The sequence below is a fragment of the Occultella gossypii genome (assembly GCF_019947135.1).
GTDB lineage: Bacteria > Actinomycetota > Actinomycetes > Actinomycetales > Beutenbergiaceae > Occultella > Occultella gossypii.
This window is the reverse complement of sequence record NZ_JAGSHT010000012.1, coordinates 132,600-147,400: the sequence shown is the minus strand read 5'-3', so window position 1 is coordinate 147,400 and position 14,801 is coordinate 132,600. Positions and strand designations below refer to the sequence as shown.

The 14,801-nt window shown below is 70.5% G+C and carries 13 protein-coding genes; 7 read left to right on the top strand and 6 right to left on the bottom strand.

Features of this window, described 5'->3' with window-relative positions; translation table 11 throughout:
• Positions 1 to 18: 18 nt before the first annotated feature.
• Both KCQ71_RS12465 and KCQ71_RS27310 read right to left on the bottom strand, forming a co-directional pair.
• Positions 19 to 729: a hypothetical protein gene (locus tag KCQ71_RS12465; RefSeq protein ID WP_223406318.1), complete on the bottom strand. Its 711-nt coding sequence runs from the start codon at positions 727 to 729 to the stop codon at positions 19 to 21.
• 925 nt (positions 730 to 1,654) lie between these two features.
• On the bottom strand, positions 1,655 to 2,200 hold the full coding sequence (locus tag KCQ71_RS27310) for a TetR/AcrR family transcriptional regulator (RefSeq protein ID WP_283248676.1): 546 nt from the start codon (positions 2,198 to 2,200) through the stop codon (positions 1,655 to 1,657).
• Between the two features lie 62 nt (positions 2,201 to 2,262).
• On the opposite strand from KCQ71_RS27310, the gene KCQ71_RS27305 reads away from it, so the two are divergent.
• Together KCQ71_RS27305 and KCQ71_RS12455 are read left to right on the top strand one after the other, a co-directional pair.
• Positions 2,263 to 2,544, top strand: a complete 282-nt coding sequence (locus KCQ71_RS27305) for an FAD-dependent monooxygenase (RefSeq protein ID WP_283248675.1) — start codon at positions 2,263 to 2,265, stop codon at positions 2,542 to 2,544.
• Positions 2,516 to 3,451 (top strand): FAD-dependent monooxygenase, encoded by a 936-nt coding sequence (locus KCQ71_RS12455; protein WP_283248674.1) that lies wholly within the window; start codon positions 2,516 to 2,518, stop codon positions 3,449 to 3,451. The genes KCQ71_RS27305 and KCQ71_RS12455 overlap by 29 nt, the downstream gene beginning before the upstream one ends.
• Here KCQ71_RS12455 and KCQ71_RS12450 read toward each other — a convergent pair.
• Both KCQ71_RS12450 and dgoD read right to left on the bottom strand, forming a co-directional pair.
• Positions 3,436 to 5,040, bottom strand: coding sequence for an FAD-dependent oxidoreductase (locus KCQ71_RS12450; RefSeq protein ID WP_223406316.1), 1,605 nt, complete (start codon positions 5,038 to 5,040; stop codon positions 3,436 to 3,438). The genes KCQ71_RS12455 and KCQ71_RS12450 overlap by 16 nt on opposite strands.
• Before the next feature lie 5 nt (positions 5,041 to 5,045).
• The gene (gene dgoD / locus KCQ71_RS12445) at positions 5,046 to 6,182 is read right to left on the bottom strand and encodes a galactonate dehydratase (protein WP_223406314.1); all 1,137 of its coding nucleotides are present in this window, start codon (positions 6,180 to 6,182) and stop codon (positions 5,046 to 5,048) included.
• 187 nt (positions 6,183 to 6,369) lie between these two features.
• Between dgoD and KCQ71_RS12440 the strand changes: the two genes are divergently transcribed.
• From KCQ71_RS12440 to KCQ71_RS12425, 4 genes are all read left to right on the top strand, one after another.
• A complete protein-coding gene (locus tag KCQ71_RS12440) occupies positions 6,370 to 7,521 on the top strand; it encodes a substrate-binding domain-containing protein (RefSeq protein WP_223406312.1) in 1,152 nt (383 codons plus the stop codon).
• A gap of 258 nt (positions 7,522 to 7,779) precedes the next feature.
• Positions 7,780 to 10,077, top strand: a complete 2,298-nt coding sequence (locus tag KCQ71_RS12435) for a glycosyl hydrolase (RefSeq protein ID WP_223406310.1) — start codon at positions 7,780 to 7,782, stop codon at positions 10,075 to 10,077.
• 260 nt (positions 10,078 to 10,337) lie between these two features.
• Positions 10,338 to 11,015 (top strand): sugar-binding protein, encoded by a 678-nt coding sequence (locus KCQ71_RS12430; protein ID WP_223406632.1) that lies wholly within the window; start codon positions 10,338 to 10,340, stop codon positions 11,013 to 11,015.
• A gap of 94 nt (positions 11,016 to 11,109) precedes the next feature.
• Positions 11,110 to 12,075 (top strand): acetylxylan esterase, encoded by a 966-nt coding sequence (locus KCQ71_RS12425; RefSeq protein WP_372454016.1) that lies wholly within the window; start codon positions 11,110 to 11,112, stop codon positions 12,073 to 12,075.
• A gap of 61 nt (positions 12,076 to 12,136) precedes the next feature.
• Here the strand turns inward: KCQ71_RS12425 and KCQ71_RS12420 are convergent, their stop codons facing one another.
• Positions 12,137 to 12,550, bottom strand: a complete 414-nt coding sequence (locus tag KCQ71_RS12420; protein ID WP_223406308.1) for a hypothetical protein — start codon at positions 12,548 to 12,550, stop codon at positions 12,137 to 12,139.
• Between the two features lie 85 nt (positions 12,551 to 12,635).
• Positions 12,636 to 13,073: a hypothetical protein gene (locus KCQ71_RS12415; protein WP_223406306.1), complete on the bottom strand. Its 438-nt coding sequence runs from the start codon at positions 13,071 to 13,073 to the stop codon at positions 12,636 to 12,638.
• Between the two features lie 168 nt (positions 13,074 to 13,241).
• On the opposite strand from KCQ71_RS12415, the gene KCQ71_RS12410 reads away from it, so the two are divergent.
• Positions 13,242 to 14,777, top strand: a complete 1,536-nt coding sequence (locus KCQ71_RS12410; protein WP_223406304.1) for a threonine/serine exporter family protein — start codon at positions 13,242 to 13,244, stop codon at positions 14,775 to 14,777.
• The last annotated feature ends 24 nt before the right edge of the window (positions 14,778 to 14,801 follow it).

The window sequence follows — 14,801 nt, the reverse complement described above, 5'->3', positions numbered from 1 at the left end:
GTCCCACTGGTCCGGGAATTAGTCGTTCGACTGGGTCGGGACCAGGGGCGGTACCGGGTTGCCGTCGAGTCTGGGCATGTGCTCATGGATGAACCACTGCCGCCAGCGGTTCTGAGCGTCGAGCTGGTCGCCGCCCTTCCAAGGCAGCAGCACGATCTGCGGGGTGCGGATCTCCTCGTCCTGCGCGAGCCACAGCTCGGTCAGTTCGGCCTCCTGGATGCGCTCGCCGTGCGCCAGGTTGTCGAGCTGGGTCATCCCGGCGCAGAGACGAAGTCCCCGCCCGGCACGTTCGGCCTGCAGCGCCCACTGGCCGGGCCAACCGATCGCGGCGATCAGGCCCTCGCCCTCCCAGTCGAAGTTGAAGTAGGGCCAGCCGTTGCGGATGAAGGTCTCGGTGCCCGACTCCTCCCTGGCGTAGACGATGCGAGGGTCGTTGTCGTTGATCACCTCGGCGCCGACCTTGAAGGCGTCGACGTTGACGTTGAAGCCGAGGCCCGCGGGGTTCTTGTCCGCGCGCGCCCGCACCGTGATCGTGTGCGTCCCGGCGGCCAGATCGTCCTTGCGGAACAGCTCGACCTGCTTGAGCCAGGACGTCGCGTACTGGTCCACAGCGCCCGCGTCGACGCCGTCGATCAACACGTCGGCCTTGCCGCAGTCGACGTTCCGCACTCCGATCCAGGCGATCGAGGTGCCCTCGAACGTCAGACTGGCGGTGGCGCCGGGGAGCACCGTGGAGTGCTGGTCGGAGTTGATGTATCCGGGTGCGCCGGACCCCGTGAGGTAAGTTCCACGGGCTGCTGCCGGAGGACGCCGAGATGCCGTCGGACGGACGGCCGTTCGCCGTGGAGAACACCTTGAACCCGTCCGCCGCCAGGGGCACGTCGAACGGCGCGAAGTCGGCGTCGCGGGCATCGCTGCCGTTGTTCGTGTGAATGGTCCAGGCGCCACGGGAGGTGGGTTGGTGGGCCAGATCCAGCGCGAGGACGTCACCGATCAGCCGGGTGCCGGTCCTGCCGTCATTACGGAACCTGACGGTCCAGCTGACGGTCCCGTACTTCGTGGACTGCTTGCTGTCCAGCGTGACAACGAGGCTGGTGACGGGGTCGGTCCAGGTATCGATGGTCTGCCGAGCGCCCGTCGGCCGCCTCGTCGACCGGGAGTGGCGCCATCGTGGTAACAGGTCGCGCGACGGGGTTCCCCCGTAGGTGAAGGAGAACGGTGGCGTCCGCGAGAAGTCCGGGAGGTTCCACGTCGTGGTCCCGCCCGAGCCATCGGCGGGGGGTGTTGCCATGGCGGAGCCGGCGAGCGGCAGCAGGGCGGCGGCGCCGGCGGCCACGCCGGCGAGCTCGAGGAAATGGCGTCGCTTGACGCCGGGTTTGGGTGGATCCGGCGTCTGATCCGGGCGGGCATCCTGCATGAGGGCGTACTTCCCTTCGATCAACACTGAACGTGGGCTGACAAACTGTTGACAAAATATTCATCAACAATGCCGAACGTTAGCGGCGACCTACCGCCCGAAGCAATGGCGATCCAGGACCGGATGTGCCGAGAGGTACCGAGCGGCGTCGACCGAGAACGGCGTCGCCCAAGGGGGTGAGGGCCGCAGAGCTACTGGAGCCACGCGGCAGGGGCCGACCCGGGCAGGGCAGGCCAGTCAGGCGATGCGCGCTGCCATCGCCGTGATCGCGGTGCGGAGCTCGGCAGCTGTCGGGACGCCCCCGGGGTCGACGAGCCACTGCGCCGCCAAGCCCCCGATCAGCGCGTGGTAGAGGCCGCCGACTCCGGGGACGTCGACGCCGACGAGCACGGCAAGGGCCTCGCGGGCCTGCTCGTTCGCTTCGGCGAACGCGGCCCGGAGCTCGGGCTGGTGATCCAGGGAGCCCAGAAGTTCGAACTGCACCGCCCAGAGCCTGCCGTTCGACGCGAACGAGGCCAGGATGTGCCGCCAGGTCTCCTCGAACCGCTGGGACGGCGTCGCCTCGTCGCCGGCCGCCAGGGCCGACGCCAGATCGTCGCTCCACTCCTCGACGGCCTGTCGCAGGGCGACGGTGAGCAGCTGGTCCTTCGAGCCGAAGTGGTAACCGATCGCCGAGAGGCTGACGCCCGCTGCCGAGGCGAGATCGCGCGCGGTCGTGCGGGTGTAGCCCTTCTCGAAGAGGGAGCCCTTCGCTGCGGCCAGGAGGTCCTCGCGGTTTCCCATGGCGTCATCCTAATGGCACAAACGTCTTGCACGTTCGTCTTAGACGTGCGTACGATCGAAGCATGACCTCGATCCTGATCTCCGGTGCCGGCATCGCCGGCCTCACGCTCGCTCACTGGTTGCGTCGGCACGGCATGACCCCAACGCTCGTCGAACGGTCAACGTCACTGCGTGATGGCGGCTACAAGGTCGACATCCGGGGCGCTGCGCTGGACGTCGTCGAACGCATGGGTCTCCTCGACGACGTCCGCTCCTACAGCACCGACGTCGGCCGGGGGGACGATCGTCTACGCCTCGGGCCGCAGGGTCGCGAGCATGGACGGCGACACGTTCGGAGGACGTGATCACCGCGACGCCGAACTCCGCCGTGGCGACCTGTCCCAGTTGCTCCGCGGCGCGGCCGCGGAGGTCGAGTGCCGCTGGCGCGACTCGGTCGTCGCCCTCACCCGATCCGGCGACGGCGTCGACGTGGAGTTCGCGCGCGGTGACGCCAAGCGGTTCGATTACGTCATCGGCGCCGACGGCGTGCGCTCCGCCACGCGCACGCTCGCCTTCGACGCGCCCGACGCGGTCCACGACCTCGGCTACCGCGTCGCCGTCGTCGATATCCCGAATGACCTGGGCCTCGACCGCGAGGAGGTCACGTACGTCGCGCCCGGACGCACCGCCCTCGTATACAGCACGGCGCAGTCCACTGGGGCGACCGCGATGTTCCTGTTCGCCGACGACCGTCCGATCCCGGCGGATCCCAAGGCGCTGCTCCAGGAGATCTACACGGACCAGGGATGGGAGTTGCCCCGCCTGCTCGGTCATGTTGCTCGCGCCGAGGAGGTGTACCTGGACGCACTTGCCCAGGTGCATCTCGACCGGTGGTCGGTGGGTCGGGTCGGGCTCGTCGGTGACGCGGCGTACTGTGCGTCGACCGCCTCCGGGCAGGGGACCGGCCTGGCCCTCGTCGGTGCCTATGTGCTCGCCGGGGAGCTTGCCACCGGCGGCGGCCTCGCCGGCTACGAAAGCGCCATGCGCGAGTTCGCGCGCCGCAATCAGGCGCTCGCCCCGCCCAACCTCGGCCGCATGGTGCTGGGCAGCGCCCGCCAGGTGCGGACCGCGCTGACCACGTTGTCCCTGCTCGGCAGGCTCCCGGGCCGGGACCGGCTGGCGGCGCTCGCGATACGTCCGATCCACCGTGCCGCGAACGCGATCGAGCTGAGCGACTATGCGTCGCCGGTCGCGCCTCAGCTCGCGCGGTAGGTGCGGATCTCCTCCGGCCAGGCGAGAGTGACGCCGAGAGTGTCGGTGAGCAGGCGTTGGTAGTCGGCGAGGTGCGCGCCGTCGCCCCGGACCTTCTTGGGTGGGACGTCGAGCTCGAGGCAGTAGGCGGCCAGGGCACCGGCAGCCTCGCCGATGGACCACTCGACAGGGTGCAGGCGGTAGCAGCCGTTCGTGATGTGGGTGGCGCCGACGGTCTTGCCGGCGGCGAGCAGGTTGTCGACGCGGACCGGGATGAGCGCGCCGAGCGGGATCTGGAACGGGTAGGACTCGATATCCACGTAGGTGCGGCCGGCGGTGCTGGGGTGCAGGTCGATGCGGTAATGGCCGATGCCGACGCTGTCGGCGAAGATCGCGCTGCCGGCGTCGGGAGGGCGGGCGTCCACTCCGACGTGCTGTTCGAGCACCGTGAACTCGGCCTGGATGCGGCGTGACTCGCGGATGTAGGGCGCCTTCGCCAGGCCGTCGAGGGTGCCGACGACGTCCCCGCGCAGCCGCAGGCCGGGATAGCCATGGCCGTCGTCGCCATGGTGCGGTGCCTCGGTCTGCATCCAGTACAGGAACGACCGCGACAGATCCCGCGCTCCGGCGAGCGCCGCCGCCCGAGGCGCGGTATCGACACCGAGCAGTGGCGCGTCCCAGTAGTCGACCTGCGGCCAGTTGACGAGGCTGATGTCGCTGTCGAAGGCGCCCGGCGTGAACTGGCGGCGCGCGAGGATCCGCCGGTAGTGCCACAGGTCGGGCTCGCGGGCGCTGTCGGGCTCGCCGAGGAAGATCGGGCGGCTGCGCTGCTCGAGCGTGATCGGGTCGACGTCGGTCCAGGACAGCTGCGGCCCGGGCCAGAAGTCAGGCACGGCTGTGCGCCAGTGGTCGTAGCCGGCGGGCCGGGAGATCGTGTGGTCCTCGCCCGGGTGGTAGTCGACGGCGAAGCACCAGGAGATCGCCTGCTGGTCGAGCGGGTCGGCGATGGCGGGTGCGTGGAGCTCTCCGGTGGTGTCCTGGCCCTCGGCTCCGACGACGTGCTCGACCCCGGCCAGCGGGAGCAGGTCACCGAGCTCGCTGGCGTCCAGCACGTAGGCGGCGGTGATCGTGACGTCGCCCGCCGGTCCGCGCAGGGTGACCGCGTCGACCCGGTCGCCGGTGGTCTCGGCCGCGATCGGCTCGTGCTCGGTGAGCACCGTGAGCCGCCCGGAGGAGCGCCATGGTGCCAACAGCTCGTCGATCGCCGCGACCGCGGCGCGCGGCTCATGGCAGAGCCGACTGACGAATCCGAGGCCGGGATTGAGGGTCGGGTTGGCGGCCGCCTCCGGAGTGAGCGGGTAGCCGCGGCGGTAGTAGCCGCGGATGGCCTCCCGCAGGCGGGTGTACCCGGCGGCGGTGTGCTCGGTGTCGATCCAGCGGTTCTCGTCCGGTGGCACGGCCTGGCTGGTGAGCTGGCCGCCGAGCCAGTCGGTCGGCTCGGTGAGGACGACTCGTCGGCCGAGCCGGGCGCTGGTCAGCGCGGCGGCGACCCCGCCGATGCCGCCGCCGACGACGAGCACGTCGGTGCTCAGTTCGCGCGCAGCCGCCACGTTCGTCACCACTCCGCGAACGAGCCGTCATCGTGTCGCCACAGGGGTGGTCGCCACCGGTGCGGCTGCCCGGCTGCTGCGCGGACCGCGGCCTCGTCGATGTCGATGCCCAGGCCCGGGCCGGTGAGGCGTTCGATGTGGCCGGCGCTGATCCGCAAGGGGTCCGGGTCGGTGAGGTAGGGTGCGTTCCCGGCCTCGTCATAGGTGCTGAACGGGAGTTCCTGGATCAGGTAGTTCGGCACCGTGAACCCGATCTGCAGGCACGACGCGAGCGCGATCGGGCCGAGCGGGCAGTGCGGCGCGAGGGCGACATCGTAGGCGGAGGCCAAAGCGGCGATCCGCATCGTCTCGCTGATCCCGCCCGCGTGCGACAGGTCCGGTTGGGCGACCGAGATGCCGGCCTCCAACGCGAGGCGGAACTCGCCGACCGAGTAGAGCCGCTCGCCGGTGGCGATCGGCGCGCTGGTGCTCGCCGTGAGCCGCCCGAGGTGGACCGTGTACTCCGGCAGCACCGGCTCCTCGACGAACAGCGGTAGGTACTCGGCGAGCAGCGGCAGCACCCGCCGCGCCATCGGCAAGGAGAACCGGCCATGCAGGTCCATGGCCAGGTCGGCGTCCCCGAGCGCGTCCCGGAGCGGGTCGAGGAGTTCGCGCATACTGCGGATGGCGGCGCGGTCGTCCAGGAATCCCAGCCTCCCGGCGGGAGTGACCTTCACGGCCGTGAACCCGTCGGCGACGAGCTGGGTCGCGTGATCAGCGACGTCCGCCGGGGTATCGCCGTGCGCCGCGGTGTAGACCCGGACCCGGTCGCGGACCGGTCCACCGAGCAGTTCGTGCACGGGCACGCCGCGGGCCTTGCCGGCGATGTCCCAGAGCGCCTGGTCGAGACCGGCCACCGCCGAGGACAGCACCGGCCCGCCGCGGTAGAAGCCGGACTTGGACATCACCTGCCAGTGGTCGGCGATCCGTAGCGGGTCCTTGCCGACGAGGTACTCGGCCAGGATGTCCACGGTGGCCTGGACGGCCTCGGCCCGGCCCTCGACGATCGGCTCGCCCCACCCGACCACGCCCTCATCCGTGGCCACCCGGACGAACAGCCAGCGGGGAGGTACCTGGAACGTCTCGATGTCCACGATCCGCATGCTGCGAGCTCCTTCAGGGCATGGCGACGGCGGTGCGAGGAGTTGCCGCCGACGCTGGCGAGGTGGTCTGCCTCGTTCGAGGCACCCGGGCTGGCGGGCTCGATTACACTAACTTTAGCCTTTTTGACATGTCAATCGATTCCGGGGTGAGACAGAGTCTTCGGGGCCGTCGAGTGGGAGGTGGCAGATGAGTGAACGGGATGGGGACCCGCGGGTCCCGCTGTATCAGAACGTGAAGTCCGAGTTGCTCCGTGCCATCGCTGCGGGCGAGTACACGCCGGGGGAGCCGTTCATCACCCAGCGCGAGATCCGCGAGCGGTTCGGCGTCAGCAACACGACCGCCGTCAAGGCGTTGAACGATCTCGTCGTCGACGGACTGCTGGTCCGTCGCCGCGGCAAGGGGACGTTCGTCGCCGAGGGCCCGAGGACGACCCGGTCCGTCGAGGACGGTGCGGACTGCTCGATCATGTGCGTGTTGTCGCTGTTGCATGACCGGAGCCCACACGCAGCTCGCCTGATCCGCGGTGTCGAGGCGGTCTGCGCGGAGCACGGCTACCGGATGTTCCTGTCCGACACCAAGGGCGATCCCGACCTCGAGGAGCGGGCGCTGTTGCGGGCCGCCCGCGGCGGCGCCGCCGGGGTGGTGCTGTATCCCGTGGAAGGTCGGGCGCCGCTGCCGGCTCTGGAGGGGATGCGCCGCCGAGGCGTCCCCATGGTGATGGTCGACCGATACCGGCAGGACGTGGTTGCCGACGCGGTCGTGGCCGACAACTTCGCCGTCGGCTTCCAGCTCACCGAGCACCTCATCGCCGCCGGCCACACGCGCATCGCGGTCCTGTGGGAGGAGACCGACTCGACGAGCGTCCGGGATCGTCTGGCCGGGCACCTGCAGGCGTTGCAGCAGCACGGAATCCGGCAGCGCCGCGAGTTCTCGGTGCTGCGGCCCTACCTCGGCCCGCCCGCCGGCTCTCGGATCGAGACGGTCCGCGAGTTGCTCGCCCTGGCTGAACCTCCCACGGCGATCATGTGCGCGAACGGGTACGTGCTCGCCGGCGCGGTGCACGATCTGACCTCGCTCGGGGTGCAGATCCCCGACGAGATCGAGTTGGCCGGCATGGATGACGGCGGACCGCTGGAGCTGCCGCCCCTGACGCTCGTCTCGGCGATCCTGCCGTCGGAGGAGATCGGCCGCCGGGCGATGACGATCCTCGCCCGCCGTATCGCCGACCCGGCCGGCGGGGACGTCGAGCATGTCGTGCTCCCGATCGGTGTCCGGGTCCGGGACTCCTCGACCGGCCATCTCCGGGTGGTTCGCACGCAGGCGCCCGGGCCGGTCTGACGAACCCGCACGGGCGCCCGCGATCGAGGTCCCGCATCGAGGTTCGAACGGGGCAGGTGGACGCTGACGGCCGGCGCAAGTTGGTCTCTCCTATTGACACGTTAATGGGTCATGGGCAGGATTGGCGACGCCGTCCGATCAGCGTTGTCCCTCGGTTGCACGCGTCACCGCCGGTAGTTGGACACCGTCGCGGCACGGCCACAGCCCGGCGCCTGCCGGAGCTGCCTGACCGCCGAAGGTTCGCGAAGGAGCAACCTCATGAAACCGTCCAGACCACCCGGCGTCACGCGAGGGGTGAGACGTCCACTGGCCATCGCGGCCGCCGTCGCCGTCGGTGCGGCCGTCCTGGTCGCCCCGGCCGTGCCCGCCGCCGCCGATGACGCCGTCGTCACGGCCTCGATCACGTTCGACGACCCGCCCGTCAACCAGGGGATCACGGTCCGGACCGGCGACGCCGGCCGAGGAACCTGGCTCGAGGTCGGTGGCCTGCCCGCGCTGGCGACCAATCCCTCGATCGGCAACACCTACATCTACAACGACATCGACGACACCTTGATCAACGGTGGCACCAACACCGTCCGGATCACGGTGGAGTACTACGACGCGGCCATCTCCGGCGGGTCCTGGGACGTGACCTACGACTCCGTGACCAACCCGTGGCGGGCGCTGCCGGCGGTCCCGCTCACCGGTAGCAACACCTGGCGGACCGAGGAGTTCACGGTCACCGACGCGCGACTGTCGAACCGTGAGAACGGGGCGGACCTGCGGATCGGGACCGGCACGTCGGCGATCGCCTTCCGCAGCGTGACCGTGGAGCGGCTCGTCGACGCCCCGGCACTGAGCCTGCGGACGCCCGGCAACATCTTCGTGACCGGCACCCCACCGAAGGTCGACTTCACTGCCGCCCCCGACGCCCGAGTGGAGTACCGGGTCTACGACGTCAACAACAACCACGTGACCCAGGGTGTCGCGACCAACACCGACGGTGCCGGGACGATCCAGATCGGCACGCTGCCCGAGGGCTACTACCGGCTCCAGGCGACCGCGACCATCAACGGCCAGGCGTCGCTGCCGGCAGAGACGACGCTCGCCGTCGTCGCGCCGCAGCCGGACGCAGCGAACTCCCCGTTCGCCGCTGCCGTCTCGCACCGCCAGCTGCCGTCCGGCAGTGCCCCACTGGCCGTGTTGGCCGGTGACTCCTACTACCGCCCCACGCTGACCTGGGCCGGCATGGAGCGCACGGCCGGGGTCTACACCTACCCGACGGCGTGGCAACAGCAGACCATCGAGGCTCGCGACGCGGGCCTGGCGCCGATGCCGATCTGCGCCTACACCAACCCGTTGTACGACAACGACGCCACCCCGCACACCGACGCCGGACGGGCGGCGTTCGCCGACTACTGCGCCGCGGTGCTCGACGGGTACGTCGACCTCGGCAACCCGGCCCCCGCCGTCGAGGTCTACAACGAGTTCAACGCCGGCTTCGGCGACCGCGGCGACGGCCCTGCGAACTCGCTGCCGGAGTACTACTTCCCGTTGCTGCAGGCGACCTACGAAGCCGTGAAGGAGGCGCACCCGGAGACCCTCGTCGTCGGCCCGGCCACCAGCTGGCCGGACCTGGGCTGGCTGGAGACCCTGTTCGCCCTCGGCGCCCTCGACTACATAGATGTCGTCTCCGTGCACTACCCGGGTGATCCGCCGGAGGCGGCGGTCGCGAACCTCGAGGCCGTGGATGCGCTGGTCCGCGAGTACAACAACGGCGAGAGCAAGCCGATCTGGGTCTCGGAGTGGGGCTGGTCGAGCCGGACCGGCAGCGTCGACGAGCACACCCAGGCGTCCTACGCCGCTCGTGCGGGCGTCATCGGGCTGTCCCAGGGGGTCGAGCGGAACTTCTGGTACGACTTCAACAACGACGGCCTCGACCCGGCCGACCACGAGAGCAACTTCGGTCTGCTGCGCAACGCCGCCGACCCGCTGGGCGCGCTCACGCCCAAGCCGTCCTACGCCGCGCACGCCACGATGAGCAGGTTGCTCACCGGTGCGACGTTCGAGGGCGCCCAGGAGGTCGCCGACGGGGTCACTGCGTACGAGTTCGCCACGGCCGGTGACGACAACCTCCTGGCGCTGTGGTCCACGTCGGGACCACGGACCGTCACGATCGAGACCAGGGTGCCGGTGACCGTCGTCGAGATGTCCGGCCGGTCGCGCACCCTCACCCCATACCTGCATGGCGTGGAGCTGACCCTCACCGAGGATCCGGTGTACGTGATCGGCTCCGCGGGCAGGGACGACGTGACCGACGGCGGCCAGTTCACGCTGACCGCGGCCGGCCCGACGCTAGCCGGCGACACGATCGCGCTCACCCTGGACGTGGACAAGGTCGGCGGCCCGCGAATGAACCTGGCCGTCACCGTCAACGAGCGAACCGTCCCGTGCAGGTCGCCTCCGGCCAGGCGAGCGTGCAGATCCCGATCAGCATCCGGGACACCGGTCTGCTCGGCACCCGGGGCCTCGTGGCACTCGTCACGAACAACGGGACGCCGGTCGCCCGGCTGACCGCCGAGATCGATGTGCTCTCCACGCCGATCACCGTGACCGCCGGACATGCGCTGCGTGAGGACGCGGACGTGCTGTCCGTCTCGGTGACCAACCAGGTCGCGACCGACCAACCGGTCGGTGACCTGGCGTGGCAGCTCGGTACCGGCAGCGGAACGGAGACGATCGGCACGCTGGCGGCCGGGCAGACCGTCACGCTCGACATCCCGACCACGGGGCTCACCTCGCCGGGCACCCACCCGTGGTCGCTGAACCTGGCCATGCCGGACGCCGACGCGGTCACCGAGAACGGTTCGCTGGTCCTCGTCGACCCGGCGGCGGTGACCGCGCTGCACCAGCGGACGATCACCGTGGACGGCGTCCCCGACGACCTGAGCGGGATCACACCGATCGATCTGGACACCGACGGCGAGGTGCGCCAGATCCCCGACTGGGGTGGCGCCGCGGATCTGGGCGGTGACGTCTGGTGGACCTGGGACGAGGACAACATCTACCTGACGGCGGCGATCACCGACAACGTGCACGCCCAGCCGGGTCTCAACGACACGATCTGGACCGGTGACAGCATCCAGTTCGGCGCCGTGGCCGGTGCGCCCGGGGAGGACCTGACCGGCTATTACGAGTACGGCCTCGCGCTGACCACTCAGGGTCCGCAGGTGTTCCGGTGGAACGGCGGCGGCGGCATCCTGCCCAACGGGCCGGTCGACGCGGTCGACCTCGCGGTCACCCGCGACGAGGCCACGCACACCACGGTCTACGAGATGGCGATGCCGTGGAGCGAACTCGCGCCGTTCGACCCTGCCGACCGGCTGCTGGCGCTGTCGTTCCTCGTCAACGAGAACGACGGCGCGATTCGCCGGGGATGGTTGGAATGGGGCTCCGGGATCGGGGCGGGCAAGAACCCCGCACTGTTCCCGAGCACCAGGCTCGATCCGTAACACCGACGCGACGGGTGGGGCAACCGGAGGGTTGCCCCACCCGTCGCATGCCGGCCTGGCATCCTCGCTCCAACACACCCTTCGAAGGAGAACCGTGCTCGTCGACATGCCGCTGGACCGCCTCCGTGACTATCGACCCGATCGGGACGAGCCCAGCGACTTCGACTCGTTCTGGGATGCGACCCTGACGCAGGCCCGGGACGCCGCGACCGAGCCGGCCTTTGCCCTCCTCGACTCCGAGCTGGTCACCGTGGACGTCTTCGACGTCACCTTCAGCGGATACGCCGGCCAGCCGGTCAAGGGCTGGCTGCTCATCCCGCGCCACCTCGACGGCCCACTGCCGTGCGTCATCGACCACATCGGCTACAACGGCGGACGGAGCCTGCCCCATGACTGGCTGGCCTGGAGCGCCGCCGGCTACGCCAACCTGGTCATGGACGTGCGCGGCCAGGGCAGCAAGTCCGGGCTGGTCGGCGCCACGGCGGACCCCGACCCGGTCGGCGCGCCGCAGGTGGGCGGGTTCCTGACCCGCGGTATCACCGACCCAGCCACCTACTACTACCGGCGGCTCTACACCGACGCGGTGCGCGCGGTGGACACCATGCGCGCCCATCCCCGCATCGATCCGCAACGGGTCTTCGTGGCCGGCGGCAGTCAGGGCGGCGGCGTCGCGCTCGCGGTCGCAGGGCTCGAGCCAGGGCTGGCCGGGGTCATGGTCAACGTGCCGTTCCTGTGCCACATCCGCCGCGCCACCGAGATCACCGACGCGTCGCCGTACGCGGAGATCACGTCCTACCTACAGACCCACCGCGGCGACGTCGAGCAGGTCTTCCACACGCTGAGCTATTTCGACGGCGTCAACCTGGCCGCGCGGGCGACCGCACCCGCGCTGTTCTCGGTCGGCCTCATGGACGTGACCTGTCCGCCGTCGACCGTGTTCGCCGCCTACAACCACTACGGCGCGCCGGACAAGGAGATGGTCGTCTGGGCCTACAGCGGACATGAGGGCGGGCAGGCCCAGCAACGGGCCGAGATGTACCGGTTCGCCCGGAACCACTGAGCCGGCCACGAAACCCGGCTCGTCGTCGAGGTCGCGTCGCCCGGCGGGTCCCCGAAGCGCCTCAGAAGAAGCCGCCGCCCCAGACGAGCGTCGTTGCCAGGCTCCCGACGAGGTGGCTGGCACCGATGCCCGTGCCGGCGCCGGCCGCCGCCTTGGGGCCGGGGTTCCGAAGCCCGATGATGCCGAGGACCACGGCACCGATCGCGGCAGCCGTGCCCACGAGGTTGGGGATCCCACCTCCGAGGCCGATGGTGCTGGCGCTCCAGCCCTGGCGGATCAGCATCGCCTGGATGATCGTCCCGACGAGCGAGAGGACAACGGCAACGACACCGAGGATCAGGGAGATCCGGCCCTGGGGATTGGTGGTCGAGGCCGGGTTCAGGATCGAGTCCGGGGCGTACGGCGATCCGGTGGCAGGGTAGTCGCCGGGGCGCCAGTTCCCGGGTGGGGTTGGCCCGGGGGCGTTCGTGCTCATGTGGGAATCCTTCGTAGCGGAGGGGCAACCGGATCAGTCGAGCCAATGGGCTGCGGCGAGTCCAGCGGGGCGGCGCCTCGGGCGCTCACCACAGGTACAGCGCCAGCGACGTGGTCACGCGTGAGAGCAGCCAGAGCGCCACGAGGGTCAGCCCGATCCCGGTGGCGACGCCGGCTGCGCCGCGCGGGCCGCTCCGGCGCAATGCGTAGATCCCGGCGCCCAGGGCGCCGAGCGCGAGGATCAGCCCGACCCAGCCGCCCGCTCGCAGCACCTGGAAGACAACCCGGCTGTAGGAGCCGGTTGAGAAGGCGATGGATTCCGCGACGTCGAAGCCAAGCCAGCAGACCAGCGCCACGATCGCGAGCACGAGGGCGGTCCGCCCGGCAGCGTTCGAGGTGGCCGCCGAGGCCCCGAGGGACGCCGGAGCGTAGGGGGAAGTAGCCGAGGCGTACGGGGAGGCGGGATCGGCCGGACCGCCGGGTCGCCGATCGCCGGGCTGTGCAGAACCTGTCGGGTCACTCACGTGGACTCCTTCGTCGTCGACGCGTTCCCCGACAGGGAACCAACCTATCGCCGGTCTGTCGAGGACTGCCGTGGGCAGGAGTACCCATCGCGGGTGGTGGACGGCACCCGGCGGCGGTTGCCGGCGACCCGAGCCGCCCCGGCCGGCGCTATCGCGTACCGTCGAGCCGTGGCCGATCAGACCCCAGGAGACGACGCCTCGACGCCGACCGGTGCGCTCGGCGAGCCGCTGACGGTTCAGATCCCGTCCGCTGGTCCCACGACCGGTCCGGTACGCCGGTCGGCCCGCACCCCCACCGTGTGGAGCGTGCCGCAGCGCACCCTGCGGGCGCGGGCTCGCCGGGCCATGGCCGGGGACGGCCCGCCGACCGTGACGTTCGCGATGGTCCGCAAGGATTCGGGCCTGACGGCGGAGGTCGAGCGGTCAGTGCTCGACCTGGTGCTGCGCACCGGCGAGGTCATGGTCGCCACCGGGGCGCCGGTCGCGGACACGACGGCGGTGATGCTGCGGCTGGCCGCGGCGTACGGCGTCACGAACTGTCAGGTGGACATCACGTTCATCTCGATCACGGCCTCGATCGACCGGGACGACGATCCGGTCACGAAGGTCCGCGTCATCAACGTGCGCACCTCGGACTACAGCCGGCTCACCGACGTGACCCAGCTCGTCGACGAGGCCGGCGCCGGCGACCTGTCCCTCGAGGCGGCGCACGAGCGGATGAACGTCATCCTGACCTCGCCGCACCCCTACCGGCGCTCGGTGGTCACGGTCGCCCTTGGCATGATGGCGGCCGGTGTTGCCGTGCTCCTCGGCGGGGGGCTCCCGGTGGCGGTGGTCGCGGCGGCCACCACGATGGTTATCGACCGGTCGCTGCGGTTCCTGCGCAACCGCGGCCTGCCGTACCTGTTCCAGCAGGCGCTCGGGGCGGGCATCGCGACCCTGGTTGCGCTGCTGATGCTGTGGGGCAAGCCCTATCTCGACATCCCGGACCAGGTGCTGCCGCCATCCCTGGTCGTCGCGTCCGGGATCGTGGTGCTGCTGGCGGGGTTGTCCCTCGTGGGCGCGGCGCAGGACGCGATCTCCGGGTTCCCGCTCACCGCCGCGGCCCGTTCCTACGAGGTGGTGCTGTACACGGTCGGGATCGTCATCGGCATCGGGTTCGTCCTGGACGTGGGTCGGCGGTTCGGGGTGCCTCTGAGCATCAGCGACATGACCGGCTTCGCCACCGCGCTGCCGCTGCAGATCGCGTGTGGTGCCGTGATCGCCGGAGCATGGTCGGTCGCCTCGTACACCCGGATGCGCACCGTACCGGTGGTGATGGGTGTCGGCGCGCTCGCATCGGCCTCCTACGCGGGATTCCTCGCCCTCGGCATGGGACCGGCCGGCAGCTCCTTCGGCGCCGCCCTGGTCGTCGGGCTGCTCTCCGCCCTGGTCCAGCGCGGCACGCGCACGCCGTCGATGGTGATCGCCGTCTGTGGCATCACCCCGTTGCTGCCCGGCCTGGCGATCTATGCGGCGATGTTCGAGTTCGTCGATTCCGGGGACGTCATCACCGGCGCGGTGCGGCTGGTCGCGGCCCTCTCGATCGGGCTGGCGCTCGCGGCCGGCGTCACCCTCGGGGAGTTCATCGGTACCCCGCTCGGGCGCAACGCCGACCGGTGGCAGCGCAAGGTGCAGGCCCGGGCCCGCGGGACGCGGATCTGACATCGGAACGTGACCTTCGCCGAC